Source organism: Aeromonas enteropelogenes (assembly GCF_020097295.1).
Taxonomy (GTDB): domain Bacteria; phylum Pseudomonadota; class Gammaproteobacteria; order Enterobacterales; family Aeromonadaceae; genus Aeromonas; species Aeromonas enteropelogenes.
On record NZ_CP083625.1, the window covers coordinates 3216972 to 3233645 of the forward strand.

18 protein-coding genes are annotated in these 16674 nt (G+C 58.5%); 11 read left to right on the plus strand and 7 right to left on the minus strand.

Annotated features, from left to right (window positions below; genetic code table 11):
* Positions 1–20: 20 nt before the first annotated feature.
* From LA321_RS15005 to cyaB, 4 genes are all read right to left on the minus strand, one after another.
* Positions 21–227 carry a hypothetical protein gene (locus LA321_RS15005; RefSeq protein WP_156141047.1) on the minus strand — a complete coding sequence of 69 codons (207 nt, stop codon included), beginning with the start codon at positions 225–227 and terminating at the stop codon, positions 21–23.
* Positions 228–241: 14 nt separating this feature from the next.
* Positions 242–748: a GNAT family N-acetyltransferase gene (locus LA321_RS15010; protein ID WP_042071539.1), complete on the minus strand. Its 507-nt coding sequence runs from the start codon at positions 746–748 to the stop codon at positions 242–244.
* 160 nt (positions 749–908) lie between these two features.
* Positions 909–1301, minus strand: a complete 393-nt coding sequence (locus tag LA321_RS15015; RefSeq protein ID WP_042071537.1) for an NUDIX hydrolase — start codon at positions 1299–1301, stop codon at positions 909–911.
* Positions 1298–1870: a class IV adenylate cyclase gene (gene cyaB, locus LA321_RS15020; protein WP_042071535.1), complete on the minus strand. Its 573-nt coding sequence runs from the start codon at positions 1868–1870 to the stop codon at positions 1298–1300. The genes LA321_RS15015 and cyaB overlap by 4 nt, the downstream gene beginning before the upstream one ends.
* 351 nt (positions 1871–2221) lie before the next feature.
* On the opposite strand from cyaB, the gene LA321_RS15025 reads away from it, so the two are divergent.
* Both LA321_RS15025 and LA321_RS15030 read left to right on the plus strand, forming a co-directional pair.
* A complete protein-coding gene (locus tag LA321_RS15025; protein ID WP_042071532.1) occupies positions 2222–3067 on the plus strand; it encodes a DUF5718 family protein in 846 nt (281 codons plus the stop codon).
* A 99-nt stretch (positions 3068–3166) separates the two neighbouring features.
* On the plus strand, positions 3167–3640 hold the full coding sequence (locus LA321_RS15030) for a GNAT family N-acetyltransferase (protein ID WP_042071529.1): 474 nt from the start codon (positions 3167–3169) through the stop codon (positions 3638–3640).
* A gap of 96 nt (positions 3641–3736) precedes the next feature.
* On the opposite strand, the gene LA321_RS15035 is transcribed toward LA321_RS15030, so the two are convergent.
* The 3 genes from LA321_RS15035 to LA321_RS15045 form a co-directional block, all read right to left on the minus strand.
* A complete protein-coding gene (locus tag LA321_RS15035; protein WP_042028897.1) occupies positions 3737–4063 on the minus strand; it encodes a DUF4377 domain-containing protein in 327 nt (108 codons plus the stop codon).
* 92 nt (positions 4064–4155) lie between these two features.
* Complete coding sequence (locus LA321_RS15040; protein ID WP_042028895.1) at positions 4156–5442, minus strand: citrate synthase; 1287 nt, start codon at positions 5440–5442, stop codon at positions 4156–4158.
* Positions 5443–5595: 153 nt separating this feature from the next.
* On the minus strand, positions 5596–5811 hold the full coding sequence (locus LA321_RS15045; RefSeq protein WP_124240398.1) for a hypothetical protein: 216 nt from the start codon (positions 5809–5811) through the stop codon (positions 5596–5598).
* Positions 5812–5875: 64 nt separating this feature from the next.
* Here LA321_RS15045 and sdhC point away from each other — a divergent pair, with 64 nt between their 5' ends.
* The 9 genes from sdhC (at position 5876) to LA321_RS15090 (ending at position 16628) form a co-directional block, all read left to right on the plus strand.
* Positions 5876–6253, plus strand: coding sequence for a succinate dehydrogenase cytochrome b556 subunit (gene sdhC, locus LA321_RS15050; RefSeq protein WP_026456528.1), 378 nt, complete (start codon positions 5876–5878; stop codon positions 6251–6253).
* Positions 6247–6591, plus strand: a complete 345-nt coding sequence (gene sdhD, locus LA321_RS15055) for a succinate dehydrogenase, hydrophobic membrane anchor protein (protein WP_026456529.1) — start codon at positions 6247–6249, stop codon at positions 6589–6591. Before sdhC ends, sdhD begins: the two co-directional genes overlap by 7 nt.
* A gap of 1 nt (position 6592) precedes the next feature.
* Complete coding sequence (gene sdhA, locus LA321_RS15060; protein WP_026456530.1) at positions 6593–8359, plus strand: succinate dehydrogenase flavoprotein subunit; 1767 nt, start codon at positions 6593–6595, stop codon at positions 8357–8359.
* 17 nt (positions 8360–8376) lie between these two features.
* Positions 8377–9093 carry a succinate dehydrogenase iron-sulfur subunit gene (locus LA321_RS15065; RefSeq protein ID WP_026456531.1) on the plus strand — a complete coding sequence of 239 codons (717 nt, stop codon included), beginning with the start codon at positions 8377–8379 and terminating at the stop codon, positions 9091–9093.
* A 116-nt stretch (positions 9094–9209) separates the two neighbouring features.
* Complete coding sequence (sucA, locus tag LA321_RS15070) at positions 9210–12017, plus strand: 2-oxoglutarate dehydrogenase E1 component (protein WP_042028891.1); 2808 nt, start codon at positions 9210–9212, stop codon at positions 12015–12017.
* 37 nt (positions 12018–12054) lie between these two features.
* Positions 12055–13245: a 2-oxoglutarate dehydrogenase complex dihydrolipoyllysine-residue succinyltransferase gene (gene odhB / locus LA321_RS15075; RefSeq protein ID WP_042071525.1), complete on the plus strand. Its 1191-nt coding sequence runs from the start codon at positions 12055–12057 to the stop codon at positions 13243–13245.
* Positions 13246–13353: 108 nt separating this feature from the next.
* Positions 13354–14520, plus strand: coding sequence for an ADP-forming succinate--CoA ligase subunit beta (gene sucC, locus LA321_RS15080; RefSeq protein WP_042071523.1), 1167 nt, complete (start codon positions 13354–13356; stop codon positions 14518–14520).
* A complete protein-coding gene (gene sucD / locus LA321_RS15085; RefSeq protein ID WP_042028888.1) occupies positions 14520–15392 on the plus strand; it encodes a succinate--CoA ligase subunit alpha in 873 nt (290 codons plus the stop codon). Before sucC ends, sucD begins: the two co-directional genes overlap by 1 nt.
* Positions 15393–15560: 168 nt before the next feature.
* Positions 15561–16628, plus strand: a complete 1068-nt coding sequence (locus LA321_RS15090; RefSeq protein ID WP_042071521.1) for a hypothetical protein — start codon at positions 15561–15563, stop codon at positions 16626–16628.
* Positions 16629–16674: the final 46 nt, after the last annotated feature.

The window sequence follows — 16674 nt, forward strand, 5'->3', positions numbered from 1 at the left end:
AAGGTTTACTTAAGCGCCATTTAAAGCGAAAAATTTTCAATGGTAAACAACGACAGACGGGCAAATTGCGGAGCGGCGATCTGCACATCCCCATGCTTTTCTGAATATTTGCAGGGAGAGCCATCTTTTTGCTCCTTATTGAGATACAGCGCCATTGGCGCCATCAGGCTGATAAAGTGGGGGATACCCAATGGCAAATGCCCTTCACCGGCAAGGGCATTTGCCATATCGGCAGGGAAGATCAGAGTGACTTGTAGAAAAAGAGGGTAGCCGCCAGGCTGCCGTCGGCACTGAGGGCAAAGTCCGGGATCTGGCCCGCCTCCTGGTAGCCCAGCTGGCGATAGAGGCGGGATGCCACATCCCCGACCCGGGTATCGAGCACCAGCAGACTGCGCTTGGCCTCGCGAGCGCCTTGTTCCATGGTGTGCATCAGGGCGCGGCCGATGCCCTTGCCACGGGCATGGGTGTGCACCATCAGCTTTTCCACCTCGGCCCTGTGCCGGCCGTTCGCCTTGCCGCAAAGCGCCAGCTGGATGGCGCCGACCGGCTGGCCTTCCTCGAGGGCAACCCACAACTTGCGCTTGCCTGCCGCCAGCTCCTCCTCAACCCCTTGCCAATAGGCGTGTCCCTGTGCCTCGCTCAGGGGAGGCAGGAATCCCACCGAGGCGCCGCTGGCCACGCAATCTTGCAGCAAAGTGATGAGGGCTGGGGCAGATCCTGTCGTGCTGTCCAGTTCAACGATATTCATGTCACGTCCTTGTCAAAAGGGACAAGCCTGCAGGCTCGCGTCGGGTCATATCCATAACAGGCGCCGTTTGGCATCAGTCATCGGCGCCATGCCTTGGTGCTATTTTCCGGGTCTGTGTCGCGTCGCCCATTCTCGGGCGTTGGCGCGCGGCAAAACGCTGTCAGCGGATCAAATGTTGCTCGGCCAGCCAGGCAAACAGCAGGCGGGAGACGGGGGAGACCTCATCGAGGTGGCGGCTGTCGAGCCAGCGCAGCTCGGCGATTTCGGCCGACGCTGTGGGGGTGCCCCTGGCCTCGCCCGTGTAGCAGCGTAGCCTGACTTCGACCCCGGCCGGCTTGCCGTCGGCCTGGGCACTGAACTCGCAGGCAAAGCGCAATGTGTCCGGCTGCAGGGTGACGGCCAGCTCCTCTTCAATTTCGCGAACAAGCGCCGCTTCATCGCTCTCTCCCGGTTCGCGCTTGCCGCCCGGGATGTAGTAGATGGATTTGCCGTGGGAGCGGGCGCAAAGCAGCTGACCCTCCTTGAAGGTCAACCAGGCGAGTTTGTCGATCATGGCAATGTGTTCTCCGGTTGAGTGGTGACTTGCTCGCACAATGTGCGATAGGAGCTGTGCTCCAGCTGGGCAGGGGAGAGGCCGAGTTGTGTCGCCAGCGCCTGCAGCTGCTGGCGATATTCGGGCAGTGCGGTCTCGTCATTGGTCATGATGGCCAGCTCGGCGAAGTCGCCGAGCCTTTCCAGATGATCCAGGGTGACGTGGAAGGGGCCGACAAAATAGATGCTGCGCCGTTTTTCAATGTTCAACACCTGCCGGTAGCCCAGGGTATGCAACATGCTGACGGCCTTGTCGGTGTCGGTGATGTTGACTGCCTCGCAGCGATCCGGCTCGGGCCCTTTCACTATCCAGAGGCGAATGCCGGAGGGCTGCATGGTGCGGATCACCAGGCTCTTGCCCTGTGCGGCCAGGGTGCGCTCCGGCGTATCGAAATAGCTGTCCCGCTCCCGGTTATCTTCCACCATCACCTGCGGGGTGAGGGCCGCCAGCGCCGCGCGAAAGGCGTCGCTGTCTGCCAGTCGGTATTTGAACTCGACTTCAAAGCGGCCCTGAAAATGTGCCTGTGACATCAAGGGGGTCCTGCCGATTTGAACATGAATGACAGGCAGCCTAGCAAAGTTGGCCGACCGGCCCAAGGGGTTGGCGAATGGAATGCAGAAACACGCTGTTTCCGGTGACGGAGCCTGTTTCGATGAGAGTATCCGGAGTTTTGTCAATGAAAGGGGATGGCGCGCTGGAGAGCCACTGCAGGCGCATCTCTTGGCAAAGGAGTGGATGCGGGCGTAAAAAGTCGCGCTGGCGCACAGGATGGGGCCTGCGGGCTGGGCGCAGGCGGAGCCCTGTGGTTTAATCCCTGCCACTTTGGCGGTAGCCGACCCGAGTGTGACGGCGACGCTGCGTTGACATATGCAGGTGAAAGAATGCAGATAACAGCACAGAACAACTTTATCGGATTGGGGGTGGCGGGCAACTTCGCCGGTCACCTGGAGCAGGCTGGTGAGGCCTCGGATTTCGTGGCCGTGGTAGTGCGCGACACCAGCGCGCCCAAGGCGCTGTTCCCCTTTTATGTGCCGGGCCATCCGGGTCAGCTGGGGGTCTTCCCCTTGAGCGGCGATGCCATCTTCCTGCCACAGGCGGCGATCACCGGTGACGAGAAGGTGCAGATCGAGCCCGAAGTGGCGCTCTGGTGCGAGCTGGAGTACGCCGGAGATCAGGTGGTAGCGATCCATCCCCGTGCCTTTGGGGCCTACAACGACTGCTCCATTCGTCGCCCCAACGCCAAAAAGATCAGCGAGAAGAAGAACTGGGGAGCAGAAAGCAAAGGGCTGGCGGCCAGGCTGCTGCCCCTTTCCGGTTTTGCGGCCGGCTGCGAGCTCGATGACTACCGCATCGCCTGCTATCTGGAGCGGGACGGCGAGCTGCACGCTTATGGCGTCGACAGCGCGGCGGTGGATTACAGCTATTTCCACGGCCAGTTGCTGGAGTGGGCCATCGACAAGTTCAATCATCAGCAGGATGAGGGGCCGGCCGAGCATATCCAGGGGTTGCTGGCCCAGGCGGGCCGCCCGTCCCATGCGCTCATCAGCATAGGGGCCACCCGCTATACGCCGTTTGGCGAGACCCACTTCCTTCAGCCCGGCGACACCGCCTGCGTACTGGTCTATCCGGGCAGCCGTTACGGTGAGGCCGATATTCGTGACGCGATCCGCTCCCGCCAGTTTGCCCCCGACATGTCGGTATTGCTGCAGGCAGTCAGGAGCCGCTGATCCGGGCGCGCCTTGTAGGCGATCTCCCCTGTTACGCTTGCGCGGGCATGACGGGCGCTCTCTGACATGGCCTGTCGCTTACCGGAAAGGAGCTGGAGCATGGTGAACATCAGAGGCTGTACCACGGACGATCTGGCAGGCTTGCTGGATCTCTATCGGGAGCTGCGTCCCCACGATCCTCCCCTGAGTGGCGAAGGGGCGCGCACGGCCCTGGAGGCGCAATTGGCAGAGCCCCGGGTGCGGCTTATCGTGGCCGAGGTGGACGGGGAGCTGGCAGCCACTTGCCAGCTGGGGATGGTTCCGACGCTGACCAATGGGGCCAGGCCGTTTGGCATCATAGAGCATGTGATCACGGCGGCCCGCTTTCGCCGCCGTGGCCTGAGCCAGAGGGTACTGGAACAGGCCACGGCCATCGCCTGGGAGCAGGATTGCTACAAGGTGATGCTGCTGTCGGGGGAGGGGCGCGAAGGCGCTCACCGGCTCTATGAGAAGCTCGGCTTCAAGGCCGGGATCGAGCGGGGATTTGTCATCAAACAGGCGGATGTGGAGAAACAAGGCGTATCGGCCGGATGAGGCTTGCTGACAGGTTTTTGGAGACAAAAACGGGGAGGGTAGCGATATCCTCCCCGTTTTTTTTACACGGATGGTCGCCAGCGTGGCCGGCAATCCTTATTTGCTGGCTACCTTGCTGACCACCTCGATCAGCTGATAGCGCAGGGATGGGGCATCGGCCGGCACATTGGTGAGCCGCTCCTTGCTGACGGTGAGCTGGTAGCGATAGCCCGGCTCGAACTGGAAGCCTTCAATTTGCTGATAGAAGAGGGTCCAGGGTTGTTGCTCGTCGCTGCGCACCTGCATGCACTTCATCGGGCCGACCCCGACACAGTGCACCAGCTGGCTGTTGACGTAGAGTGTCTCGCCCTGAGAGGGAGCTGGGGCGCTCTGGCAGGCAGAGAGCAACAGGGCGGCAGTGGCACCGAGGAACAGGGGTTTCATGACGGACTCCTTCAAATCGAAAGGGGCATTAGAACGGCAAACAAAAAGGCGGTCAATGACCGCCTTTGTAACAAGCCGTGTCGACGGGCGCCTTAACGCTGGTCGATGGGGACGAATTCCCGCTGCGGATGACCGGTATAGAGCTGACGCGGGCGACCGATCTTCTGATCATCATCCGAGTGCATCTCGTTCCAGTGGGCAATCCAGCCGATGGTACGGGAGATGGCGAAAATCACGGTGAACATGCTCATCGGGATGCCGATCGCCTTCATGATGATGCCGGAGTAGAAGTCCACGTTCGGGTAGAGCTTCTTCTCGATGAAGTAGGGGTCGGACAGCGCGATGCGTTCCAGCTCCATGGCCACGTCCAGCAGCGGATCCTTGATCTGCAGCTCGGTCAGTACTTCGTGGCAGGTCTCGCGCATCACGGTGGCACGGGGGTCGTGGTTCTTGTAGACCCGGTGACCGAAGCCCATCAGACGGAACGGATCGTTCTTGTCTTTGGCCTTGGCAATGAACTCGGGGATGCGATCCACGGAGCCGATCTCTTCGAGCATCTTGAGACAGGCCTCGTTGGCGCCACCGTGGGCCGGACCCCACAGGGAGGCGATACCGGCCGCGATACAGGCAAACGGGTTGGCACCGGAGGAACCAGCCAGACGAACGGTAGAGGTAGAGGCGTTCTGCTCGTGATCAGCGTGCAGGGTGAAGATGCGATCCATGGCGCGCTCGACCACGGGGTTGACCTTGTACTCCTCGGTCGGCACACCAAACATCATGTGCAGGAAGTTGCCGGCGTAGGAGAGGGCATTGCGCGGCTGCATGAACGGCTGGCCAATGGAGTACTTGTAGCACATGGCGGCCAGGGTCGGCATCTTGGAGAGCAGACGGAAGGCACAGATCTCGCGGTGCTGCTCGTTGTTGATGTCGAGAGCATCGTGATAGAAGGAGGACAGGGCGCCGACCACACCGCACATGATGGCCATGGGGTGGGAGTCACGACGGAAGCCGCGGAAGAAGAAGGCGATCTGCTCGTGCACCATGGTATGGCGGGTCACGGTACGCTGGAAGTCGGCGAACTGGGCCTTGGTGGGCGCTTCGCCGTACAGCAGGATGTAGCAGACTTCGAGGTAGTTGGACTCTTTGGCCAACTGGGCAATGGGGAAACCACGGTGCAGCAAGACACCCTGATCCCCGTCAATGTAGGTAATGGCAGATTTGCAAGAACCGGTAGCCATAAAGCCGGGGTCAAAGGTGAAATACCCTTGAGCACCCAATTTTCTGACATCAATCACATCCGGACCGACTGTGCCGGAGAGGATCGGCAATTCGACCGGATCTTTTCCGGGCAGGTGTAGGGTGGCTATCTTATCAGCCATAGCACGTCTCCTTTGCTCTTTATAATTTGGTTCCAGTCCTACTCTATTACGACTTTCATGACGCTGGCAAAGGTTGTCACCCGTACCAAGGCCGGCTGGAGCGCCTTATTTGAAACAGAGTTCCCTATCAATGTCAATTTAGCTGAATGGCCATTACGGAATTGTTAAATTAAATATGCGATCCGGTTTGCGCTTTTGGTTTTCTTTGTAGCTATTTGATTGTCTTCGGTTAAGCCCATCGATATACTGCGCCACGTGGGTCATGGCTGCTGGTGTTTGAAACGCTTTGGCAAAGCCTGATGTGAAACCGAAAACACGATTTTTGGCTTTTTCAGAGTGTTTTGGTAACAAATAACCAACAATCACCATCCCGTGCCCTCAGGAGTGAGTTAAAACAATAACTAACGTGCTCAATGGAGCTGAGTGGGCAAGCGTGAAAAATAAACAGAGACCGGTCAACCTCGACCTACAGACGATCAGCTTTCCTGTCACTGCCATTGCATCCATCCTGCACCGTGTATCAGGGGTTATCACCTTTGTTGCACTGGGCATCTTGCTGTGGATGCTTGGTACTTCACTCGCCTCTCCCGAAGGGTTTGAAACAGTGGTTGCCATCACGGACAACTTCCTGGTCAAGCTCGTGCTGTGGGGGATCCTGACTGCGCTGGCATACCACATAGTGGGCGGCCTGCGTCACCTGGTCATGGATATGGGCTATTGGGAAGAGCTGGAATCCGGTAATCAGAGCGCCCGTGTGGCCTTCGTGATCACCGCGGTTTTGGCAGTATTGGCGGGAGTACTGGTATGGTAACCAATTCTGCAACCTTCGGGCGCAGCGGCGTTCACGATTACATCCTGATCCGCGCCACCGCCCTCATCATGACCTGTTATGTCCTCTACCTGGTGGGCTTTGTCGCCTTCAATGACATTACCTACGAGGTGTGGACCGGCTTTTTCGCCAACACCTTCACCAAGGTTTTCACCCTGTTGACCCTGCTGTGTGTGCTGATCCATGCCTGGATCGGTCTGTGGCAGGTGCTGACTGACTATATCAAGCCAGTGGGGCTGCGCGGTGCGCTGCAATTCGTGCTGGTGGTGGTGCTGTTTGTCTATCTGATGACGGGTTTCGTCGTGCTGTGGGGTGTGTAAGGTGACTATTCCAACTCGTGAATTTGATGCGGTCGTGATTGGTGCCGGTGGTGCCGGCATGCGCGCCGCGCTGCAGATTGCCCAATCCGGCAAGAGCTGCGCTCTGTTATCCAAGGTTTTTCCAACCCGTTCCCACACCGTTTCCGCCCAGGGCGGGATCACGGTCGCCCTGGGCAATGCCCATGACGACAACTGGCAGTGGCACATGTATGACACCGTCAAGGGTTCCGACTATATCGGTGACCAGGAAGCGATCGAATACATGTGCAAAACCGGCCCGGAAGCCATCTATGAGCTGGAGAACATGGGTCTGCCCTTCTCCCGCTTCGACAACGGTCGCGTCTACCAGCGTCCGTTTGGTGGTCAGTCCAAGAACTTCGGTGGCGAGCAGGCCGCCCGTACCGCGGCGGCTGCCGACCGTACCGGCCACGCCCTGTTGCACACCCTGTACCAGCAAAACGTCAAGAACAAGACCACCGTCTTCTCCGAGTGGTATGCGCTGGATCTGGTGAAGAACCAGGACGGCCACGTGGTGGGTTGTACCGCCATCGACATGGAGAGCGGCGAGGTCGTCTACTTCAAGGCCAAGGCCACCGTGCTGGCCACCGGCGGCGCTGGTCGCATCTACCAGTCCACCACCAACGCCCACATCAATACCGGTGACGGCGTCGGCATGGCCCTGCGTGCCGGCGTCGGCGTGCAGGACATGGAGATGTGGCAGTTCCACCCCACCGGCATCGCCGGGGCAGGGGTACTGGTGACCGAAGGGTGCCGTGGTGAAGGCGGCTATCTGCTGAACAAGGACGGCGAGCGCTTCATGGAGCGTTATGCACCGAACGCCAAGGATCTGGCCGGTCGCGACGTGGTTGCCCGTTCCATCATGATCGAGATCCGCGAAGGCCGTGGCTGTGACGGTCCCTGGGGCCCGCACATCAAGCTCAAGCTGGATCACCTGGGCAAGGACGTACTCGAATCCCGTCTGCCGGGCATCTGCGAACTCTCCCGCACCTTCGCCCACGTGGATCCGGTCAAGGAGCCGATCCCCATCATCCCGACCTGCCACTATATGATGGGCGGCGTGCCGACCAACGTGAATGGCCAGTGCCTGACCCAGGACAAGAACGGCAACGACGTGCCGGTAGTCGGTCTGTTTGCGGTGGGCGAAATTGCCTGCGTCTCCGTGCACGGCGCCAACCGTCTGGGTGGCAACTCCCTGCTGGATCTGGTGGTGTTCGGTCGTGCCGCCGGCATGCACCTGGTCAACACCCTGGGCGAGATGGAGCACGGTCGCGAGGCGTCCGAGTCTGACCTTGACGCCGCCCTGGCCCGCTTCAACCGCTGGGAAAATACCCGCAGCGGCGAAGATCCGGTGCAGATCCGCAAAGACCTGCAGCGCTGCATGCAGAACAACTTCTCCGTGTTCCGCGAAGGGGAGGCGATGGCCGAAGGCCTTGCCGAGCTCAAGGTCATCCGCGAGCGCCTCAAGTCAGCCCGTCTGGACGACACCTCCAGGGAGTTCAACACCCAGCGCATCGAGTGCCTGGAGCTGGACAACCTGATGGAGACGGCGTTTGCCACCGCGGTGGCGGCCAACTTCCGTACCGAGAGCCGTGGCGCCCACTGCCGCTTCGACTTCCCGGATCGCGACGATGAGAACTGGCTGTGCCACAGCCTCTATCATCCGGACACCGAGTCCATGACCCGTCGCGCTGTCAACATGTCTCCGAAAACCCGTGAGGCATTCCCACCCAAGGTGCGGACTTACTGATTGCGGAGCCAAACAAGATGAACGTCACTTTCTCTGTCTACAGATACAATCCGGATGTTGATAACGTCCCCCATATGAAGGAATATCGTCTTGATATTCCTGAAGGTTCCGACATGATGGTGCTTGATGCACTGATCCAGCTCAAGGAGCTGGATCCCACGCTCGCCTTCCGCCGCTCCTGCCGCGAAGGGGTCTGTGGATCCGATGGCATCAACATGAATGGCAAGAACGGTCTTGCCTGCATCACCCCGCTCTCCGATCTGCTGAAGAAGGGCAATACGGTGGTCATCCGCCCCTTGCCCGGCCTGCCGGTGATCCGTGATCTGGTGATCGACATGACCCAGTTCTACACCCAGTGGGAGAAGGTCAAACCCTTCCTCATCAACGATGACAAGTTGCCGCCCGTGCGTGAGCACCTGCAATCCCCCGAAGAGCGCGCCAAGCTGGACGGCCTGTACGAGTGCATACTCTGTGCCTGCTGCTCCACCTCTTGCCCCTCCTTCTGGTGGAACCCCGACAAGTTCATCGGTCCGGCCGGGTTGCTTGCAGCCTACCGCTGGCTGGCAGACAGCCGCGACACCGCGACCACCGAGCGACTGGGTAATCTGGACGACGCCTTCAGCGTGTTCCGCTGCCACGGCATCATGAACTGCGTGAACGTCTGTCCCAAAGGCTTGAATCCGACCAAGGCCATCGGTCAGATCAAGTCGATGTTGCTCAATCGGGCTGTTTAGTATCCGGGCCAGCCAAGCACTGGCCCGACTTCTGGATAGCCATCCTGACCGTGTAAGGGATGGCTATTTAAACCCTACAAGCTGCTGCGCAGTAACAAGAAGTACAAGGGATAGAAATGCATAACGGCGTGATGAAGGCCTGGTTGGAGTCATCTCACCTGGCTGGTGCGAATGCAAGCTATATTGAGGATTTGTACGAATCCTTCCTGGAAAACCCCGAATCCGTATCCGATGAGTGGCGCAGCCTGTTCCAGGACCTGCCGCAAGTCAATGGCCATGCGGTTGAACAACCCCACTCCCAGGTCCGCGATTATTTCCGTCGTCTGGCCAAGGACGCTTCCCGTTTCAGTGCCCCCGTCTCCGATCCCCAGGTGGATGCGAAGCAGGTGCGGGTGCTGCAACTGATCAACGCCTTCCGTTTCCGCGGTCACCAGAACGCCAACCTCGACCCCCTGGGTCTGTGGCAGCGCGAGCCCGTTGCCGAACTGGATCCGGCCTTCCACAACCTGCAGGGCGCAGACATGGAGGCCACCTTCAACGTGGGCTCCTACGCCATCGGTCCCGAGACCATGGTGCTCTCCGATCTCTACGCCTCGCTGAAGAAGACCTACTGCGGCTCCATCGGTGCCGACTACATGCACCTCACCTCGACTGAAGAGAAACGCTGGCTGCAACAGCGTCTCGAATCCATCGAAGGGACGGGGAGCTACACCCTCGAAGAGAAGACCCGCTTCCTCGAGAGCCTGACCGCCGCCGAAGGGCTGGAAAAATACCTGGGGGCCAAGTTCCCCGGTGCCAAGCGTTTCTCCCTAGAGGGGGGCGATGCCATGGTGCCCATGCTCAAAGAATTGATCCGCCGCGCCGGTGAGCAGGGCTGCAAAGAGGCCGTCATCGGCATGGCCCACCGTGGTCGCCTGAACGTACTCATCAACGTGCTGGGCAAACGTGCCCAGGAGCTGTTCGACGAGTTTGCCGGCAAGCACGGTGAATCCTGGGGCACGGGCGATGTGAAGTACCACATGGGCTTCTCGTCCGACTTCGCCACTCCGGGTGGTAACGTCCACCTGGCGCTTGCCTTCAACCCGTCTCACCTCGAGATCGTCAACCCCGTGGTCATCGGCTCCGTGCGTGCTCGTATGGATCGCCGTGGTGACAAGGATGGCTCGACCGTGCTGCCCATCACCATCCACGGTGACTCCGCCATGGCCGGTCAGGGCGTAGTGGCCGAGACTTTCAACATGTCCCAGACCCGTGCCTATGGCGTGGGCGGGACAGTGCGCATCGTCATCAACAACCAGGTAGGCTTCACCACCTCCTATCACCGCGACCTGCGCTCCACCGAATATTGCACCGACATCGCCAAGGCCGTTCAGGCACCCGTACTGCACGTCAACGGGGACGATCCGGAAGCCGTGGTGCTGGTGACCCAGATTGCCCTGGATTATCGCAACACCTTCAAGCGTGACGTGGTGATCGAGCTGGTCTGCTACCGTCGTCACGGCCACAACGAGGCCGACGAGCCGAGCGCGACCCAGCCCTTGATGTACCAGAAGATCAAGCAGCACCCTACCCCGCGCAAGATCTACGCCGATCAGCTGGTGGCGGAAGGGAGCATCACCCAGGAGCTGGCTACCACCCTGGTCAACGACTACCGCGACACCCTGGATCGGGGCGAGCGGGTGAGCAAGGAGTGGCGCCCGATGGAGCTGCACTCCGTCGACTGGACGCCCTACCTCGGTCACGACTGGAATATGCCCTATGACAGTACAGTGCCGATGGATCACTTGAAGGCCCTGGGCGAGCGAGTGAGCCAGTATCCGGCCACCCACGTGCTGCAGCGCCAGGTCGAGAAGATCTACGAAGACCGCCGCCTGATGGCCGCCGGCGAGAAGCTGCTTGACTGGGGCTTTGCCGAGACCCTGGCCTACGCCACCCTGGTGGACAAGGGCTCCCGCATCCGCTTCACCGGTGAAGACTCCGGTCGTGGCACCTTCTTCCACCGTCACGCCGTGCTGCACAACCAGACCGATGCCAGCACCTATACCCCGCTGTGCAATCTGCACGACGAGCAGGGGCCGTTCGAGATTTACGACTCCGTACTGACCGAAAACGCGGTACTGGCCTTTGAATATGGCTACGCCAGCGCCGAGCCGGCTGGTCTCACCATCTGGGAAGCCCAGTTCGGCGACTTCGCCAACTGTGCCCAGGTCGTGGTCGACCAGTTCCTCTCCTCCGGTGAGCAGAAGTGGGGGCGGATGTGCGGTCTGACCATGCTGCTGCCCCACGGTTACGAGGGCCAGGGCCCGGAGCACTCCTCCGCCCGTCTCGAGCGCTATCTGCAGATGTGTGCCCAGCACAACATGCAGGTGTGCGTGCCGTCTACCCCGGCGCAGGTATTCCATATGCTGCGCCGTCAGGTGGTGCGCCCGATGCGCCGTCCGCTCATCGTGATGACGCCCAAATCCCTGCTGCGCCACCCGCTGGCGGTGAGCAAGCTCGAAGAGCTGGCCGAAGGCACCTTCCAGAACGCCATCGGCGAGATCGATGCGCTGGATCCGAAAGGGGTCAAGCGCGTGGTGTTCTGCTCCGGCAAGGTTTACTACGACCTGCTCGATGCCCGTCGCAAGGCGGAGCAGCAGGACGTGGCCCTGGTGCGCATTGAGCAGCTCTACCCCTTCCCGGAAGAGGAAGTGCGCGCCATCCTGGCCGACTACAGCCATGTCACCGATTTTGTCTGGTGTCAGGAAGAGCCGCAGAACCAGGGCGCCTGGTACTGCACCCGTCATCACTACGACAGCGTGCTGCCAAGCCATGCCCGTCTGCGTTATGCCGGTCGTCCGGCCTCGGCCTCACCCGCCGTCGGTTACATGTCCGTCCACGCCAAGCAGCAGAAAGCCTTGGTGGAAGATGCCCTTACCCTGTAATAAGCCTCTGGCATAGAAGTAAAAAGGAACTGATTAGATGACTATCGAGATCAAGGTACCGGACCTGCCGGAATCAGTGGCAGATGCCACCATCGCCACCTGGCACAAGAAGCCCGGTGATCTGGTTGCCCGTGATGAAGTGCTGGTTGACATCGAAACCGACAAGGTGGTGCTGGAAGTGCCGGCACCGCAAGCCGGTGTGCTGGGGGATATTCTGGAAGCGGAAGGGGCAACCGTACTCTCCCGCCAGCTGATCGCCATGCTCAAGCCGGCTCCCGTGGCCGGTGAAGAGACTGCCGAGAAGCCGGTGGAAGTAGTGGCCGATGACGCTGCTGATGGCCTGAGCCCCTCCGTGCGCCGCCTGATCGGCGAGCACGACATCGATGTCGCCAAGCTGTCCGGCACCGGTAAGGGTGGTCGTATCACCAAGGAAGACGTGGAAGCCTACATCAAGGGGCTGAGCAAGGCGGCTGCCGCTGCCCCGGTTGCCGCTGCGGCGCCGGCTGCACCTGTGGCGACCCTGGCCGGTCGCAGCGAGAAGCGCGTGCCCATGACCCGTCTGCGCAAGCGCATCGCCGAGCGTCTGCTGGAGGCCAAGAACACCACCGCCATGCTGACTACCTTCAACGAGATCAACATGGCGCCCATCATGAAGCTGCGCAAGCAGTACGGTGAGATCTTCGAGAAGAAGCACGGCATCAAGCTCGGCTTCATGTCCTTCTACGTCAAGGCGGTAGTAGAGTCCCTCAAGCGTTATCCGGAAGTGAACGCCGGGCTGGATGGTGACGACATCGTCTACCACAACTACTTCGATGTGAGCATCGCCGTCTCCACCCCCCGTGGTCTGGTGACCCCAGTGCTGCGCGACTGCGACAGCATGAGCCTGGCCGACATCGAGAAGGCCATCAAGGATCTGGCCGGCAAGGGCCGCGACGGCAAACTGACCGTGGATGAGCTGACTGGCGGCAACTTCACCATCACCAACGGTGGTGTGTTTGGCTCCCTGATGTCCACCCCGATCATCAACCCGCCCCAGAGCGCCATTCTGGGCATGCACAAGATCCAGGATCGCCCCATGGCCGTCGACGGCAAGGTCGAGATCCTGCCGATGATGTACCTGGCGCTCTCCTACGATCACCGTCTCATCGACGGCCGCGAGTCAGTCGGCTTCCTGGTCTCCGTCAAGGAGCTGCTGGAAGATCCGACCCGTCTGCTGCTGGACGTCTGAGTCAACCCGAGCGTAAGAAAGATAACAAGGGGCCCTTGAGGCCCCCCATACGGGGATTGAGAAACCTCTGCCCCGGACGGAAATACCTACAACACGGATAGAGCATCTATGAATCTGCATGAATATCAGGCAAAACAGCTGTTTGCCGAGTATGGCCTGCCGGTCTCCGAAGGTTATGCCTGTGCTACCCCGCAGGAAGCGGCCGAAGCGGCCGACAAGATTGGCGGCAACACCTGGGTCGTCAAGTGCCAGGTCCACGCCGGTGGTCGCGGCAAGGCGGGCGGCGTCAAGCTCGCCAAGAGCAAGGACGAGATCCGTGCCTTCGCCCAGCAGTGGCTTGGCAAGAACCTGGTGACCTACCAGACCGACGCCAACGGCCAGCCGGTCACCAAGATCCTGGTGGAGTCCTGCACCGACATCGCCAAGGAGCTGTATCTCGGCGCTGTGGTCGATCGTGGCAGCCGCCGCGTGGTCTTCATGGCCTCTACCGAAGGTGGCGTGGAGATTGAAAAAGTCGCCCACGAAACCCCGGAACTCATTCACAAGGCCACCCTGGATCCCCTGGTGGGCCCGCAGCCCTACCAGGCTCGCGAGCTGGCCTTCAAACTGGGTCTGGTCGGCGATCAGATCAAGCAGTTCACCAAGATCTTCATGGGCCTGGGCCAGATGTTCCTGGATTGCGACTTCGCATTGCTGGAAATCAACCCCCTGGTCATCACCGACAAGGGCAACCTGCATTGCCTGGACGGCAAGATCAACATCGACGCCAACGCCCTCTATCGCCAGCCCAAGCTGCGCGAGATGCACGATCCGTCTCAGGATGACCCCCGCGAAGCGCATGCCGCCCAGTGGGAGCTGAACTATGTGGCCCTCGATGGCAACATCGGCTGCATGGTCAATGGCGCGGGTCTGGCCATGGGCACCATGGACATCGTCAACCTGCACGGCGGCTCTCCCGCCAACTTCCTGGACGTGGGCGGTGGCGCCACCAAGGAGCGCGTGACCGAAGCGTTCAAGATCATCCTCTCCGACAGCAACGTCAAAGCCGTACTGGTCAACATCTTCGGCGGCATCGTGCGCTGTGACATGATCGCCGAAGGCATCATCGGCGCCGTGAAGGAAGTGGGGGTCAAGGTTCCCGTGGTAGTGCGCCTGGAGGGTAACAACGCCGAGCTGGGTGGTATCAAGCTGGCCGAGAGCGGCCTCAACATCATTGCGGCCAAGAGTCTGACCGATGCCGCGCAGCAAGTCGTCAAAGCAGCGGAGGCCAACTGATGAGCGTTCTGATCAACAAAGATACCAAGGTGATCTGCCAGGGCTTTACCGGCGGTCAGGGTACCTTCCACTCCGAACAGGCCATCGCTTACGGTACCCAGATGGTTGGCGGCGTCTCCCCGGGCAAGGGTGGCACCACCCACCTGGGCCTGCCGGTGTTCAACACCGTTCGTGATGCCGTGGAAGCCACCGGCGCCACCGCTTCCGTCATCTATGTGCCGGCTCCGTTCTGCAAGGACGCCATCCTGGAAGCCATCGACGCCGGCATCAAGCTGATCGTCACCATCACCGAAGGCATCCCGACCTTGGATATGCTGGACGTGAAAGTGAAGCTGCAGGAAACCGGCGTACGCATGATCGGCCCCAACTGCCCCGGCGTCATCACCCCGGGCGAGTGCAAGATCGGTATCATGCCTGGCCACATCCACAAGCCGGGCAAGGTGGGCATCGTTTCCCGCTCCGGCACCCTGACCTACGAAGCGGTCAAGCAGACTACGGACGAGGGCTTCGGCCAGTCCACCTGCGTCGGTATCGGTGGCGACCCCATCCCGGGTTCCAACTTCATCGACATCCTGGAGATGTTCCAGAACGATCCGCAGACCGAAGCCATCGTGATGATCGGCGAGATCGGCGGCAACGCCGAGGAAGACGCGGCCGCCTATATCAAGGCCCACGTCACCAAGCCGGTGGTCTCCTATATCGCGGGTGTCACCGCGCCTCCCGGCAAGCGCATGGGCCACGCCGGCGCCATCATCTCGGGTGGCAAGGGCACCGCCGCCGAGAAGTTTGCCGCCCTGGAAGATGCCGGTGTCAAAACCGTGCGCTCCCTTGCCGATATCGGCAAGGCACTGCGTGAAGTAACCGGCTGGTAATTGTTCCTAGCCTGTTATCTCTAATAAAAATGCCGCCTTAGGGCGGCTTTTTTATTATGGCAAAGTAAAAGGGATTCTATATACAACTAGACCTTGTGAAATCCCCAACGTAGGATATGGTAAATTCAGTGTGATAGTTTTTTATTTTTTAGTGAGCCGTAGTTATTTATGATTAAATTATTTGACACAAATCAAAGCAAAACTGTACTTGCTAAGTTCAGACAAAGGATTGACAGTTTGGTTCCTTCAAATGATTTCGATAAACAACGGAATAGTCTGATTCGTTTAGTAATAAATGCTATGGACAAAAATCCTAATGAATGGAACATGTTCTGCCAAATAAATATAAAGTGGATAGGCGATCAATTCATTAGTCGATTGGCAGATGAAGATGAGCTAACCAAAGAGAACTTGGATGATATTTGTTCAATGTGTTTTCGGTTTCTTTTTGAATTATATCTCTCAACTAAAAATGACTTGGCTTTTGATTTCGAAAGAGCCAGAAGATTTATTTTTAATAATGTGGAGTTGTTTGAAAGCTCTGCGCGAGAACAAATTGAGTTCGCAATTCGTGATATACCTATAAGTATTTTTAAGGCGGTAGCAAACAGTGATGAAATTGAAACACTTAAAAATTTTGATGCTGTCACGGTGAAGGCTAAGCAACTTAGAGTTGAATGGGATAATGATTTAAGTGAAAGAGAGAGTCGAGTCAAAGCAATAGAAGAGTCCCTCTCTAAATACGAAAATGCGTTTAATTTCGTTGGTTTATATCAAGGCTTTGATGACTTATCAAAAGAAAAGATACGTGAGCGCGATGGGATCTTGTTTTGGCTTAAACTGTTATCATTAATTATAGTTTTACCGATAGCGGCTGAGCTCATATTTATTTATGTCAATATTGATAACTTATCTGTCATCAGAGATGGCCTATTGGTATCCATTTTTCCAACAGTATCTTTAGTTGCAATATCTATATATTATTTTAGGGTTCTTCTTTTTAATTATAAATCAGTTAAGTCACAGTTATTGCAGATCGACCTTAGAAAGACATTGTGTCGATTCATACAAAGCTATTCTGGTTATGCTAGCGAGATAAAAAGCAAAGATGCTGATGTTCTGGAACGATTTGAGAGAGTTATATTCTCTGGGATAGTAACGGAAGATGGTAATTTACCATCTACATTTGATGGAATCGAGCAAATAAGTAAGTTCATTAATTCTGTCAAGGTATAGTTTACACATTTTTGGATATGTTGTTTAAATTGTGCAATGTATCTAG

Coding starts and splice junctions, on each gene's coding strand:
- LA321_RS15010 (WP_042071539.1), bottom strand. CDS start 748: ATGAATATCGTTGAACTGGACAGCACGACAGGATCTGCCCCAGCCCTC.
- sdhD (WP_026456529.1), top strand. CDS start 6,247: ATGGTAACCAATTCTGCAACCTTCGGGCGCAGCGGCGTTCACGATTAC.
- LA321_RS15035 (WP_042028897.1), bottom strand. CDS start 4,063: ATGAAACCCCTGTTCCTCGGTGCCACTGCCGCCCTGTTGCTCTCTGCC.
- sucD (WP_042028888.1), top strand. CDS start 14,520: ATGAGCGTTCTGATCAACAAAGATACCAAGGTGATCTGCCAGGGCTTT.
- cyaB (WP_042071535.1), bottom strand. CDS start 1,870: ATGTCACAGGCACATTTTCAGGGCCGCTTTGAAGTCGAGTTCAAATAC.
- sucA (WP_042028891.1), top strand. CDS start 9,210: ATGCATAACGGCGTGATGAAGGCCTGGTTGGAGTCATCTCACCTGGCT.
- odhB (WP_042071525.1), top strand. CDS start 12,055: ATGACTATCGAGATCAAGGTACCGGACCTGCCGGAATCAGTGGCAGAT.
- LA321_RS15090 (WP_042071521.1), top strand. CDS start 15,561: ATGATTAAATTATTTGACACAAATCAAAGCAAAACTGTACTTGCTAAG.
- LA321_RS15015 (WP_042071537.1), bottom strand. CDS start 1,301: ATGATCGACAAACTCGCCTGGTTGACCTTCAAGGAGGGTCAGCTGCTT.
- LA321_RS15045 (WP_124240398.1), bottom strand. CDS start 5,811: ATGGTGATTGTTGGTTATTTGTTACCAAAACACTCTGAAAAAGCCAAA.
- LA321_RS15025 (WP_042071532.1), top strand. CDS start 2,222: ATGCAGATAACAGCACAGAACAACTTTATCGGATTGGGGGTGGCGGGC.
- LA321_RS15005 (WP_156141047.1), bottom strand. CDS start 227: ATGGCAAATGCCCTTGCCGGTGAAGGGCATTTGCCATTGGGTATCCCC.
- LA321_RS15040 (WP_042028895.1), bottom strand. CDS start 5,442: ATGGCTGATAAGATAGCCACCCTACACCTGCCCGGAAAAGATCCGGTC.
- LA321_RS15065 (WP_026456531.1), top strand. CDS start 8,377: ATGAACGTCACTTTCTCTGTCTACAGATACAATCCGGATGTTGATAAC.
- sucC (WP_042071523.1), top strand. CDS start 13,354: ATGAATCTGCATGAATATCAGGCAAAACAGCTGTTTGCCGAGTATGGC.
- LA321_RS15030 (WP_042071529.1), top strand. CDS start 3,167: ATGGTGAACATCAGAGGCTGTACCACGGACGATCTGGCAGGCTTGCTG.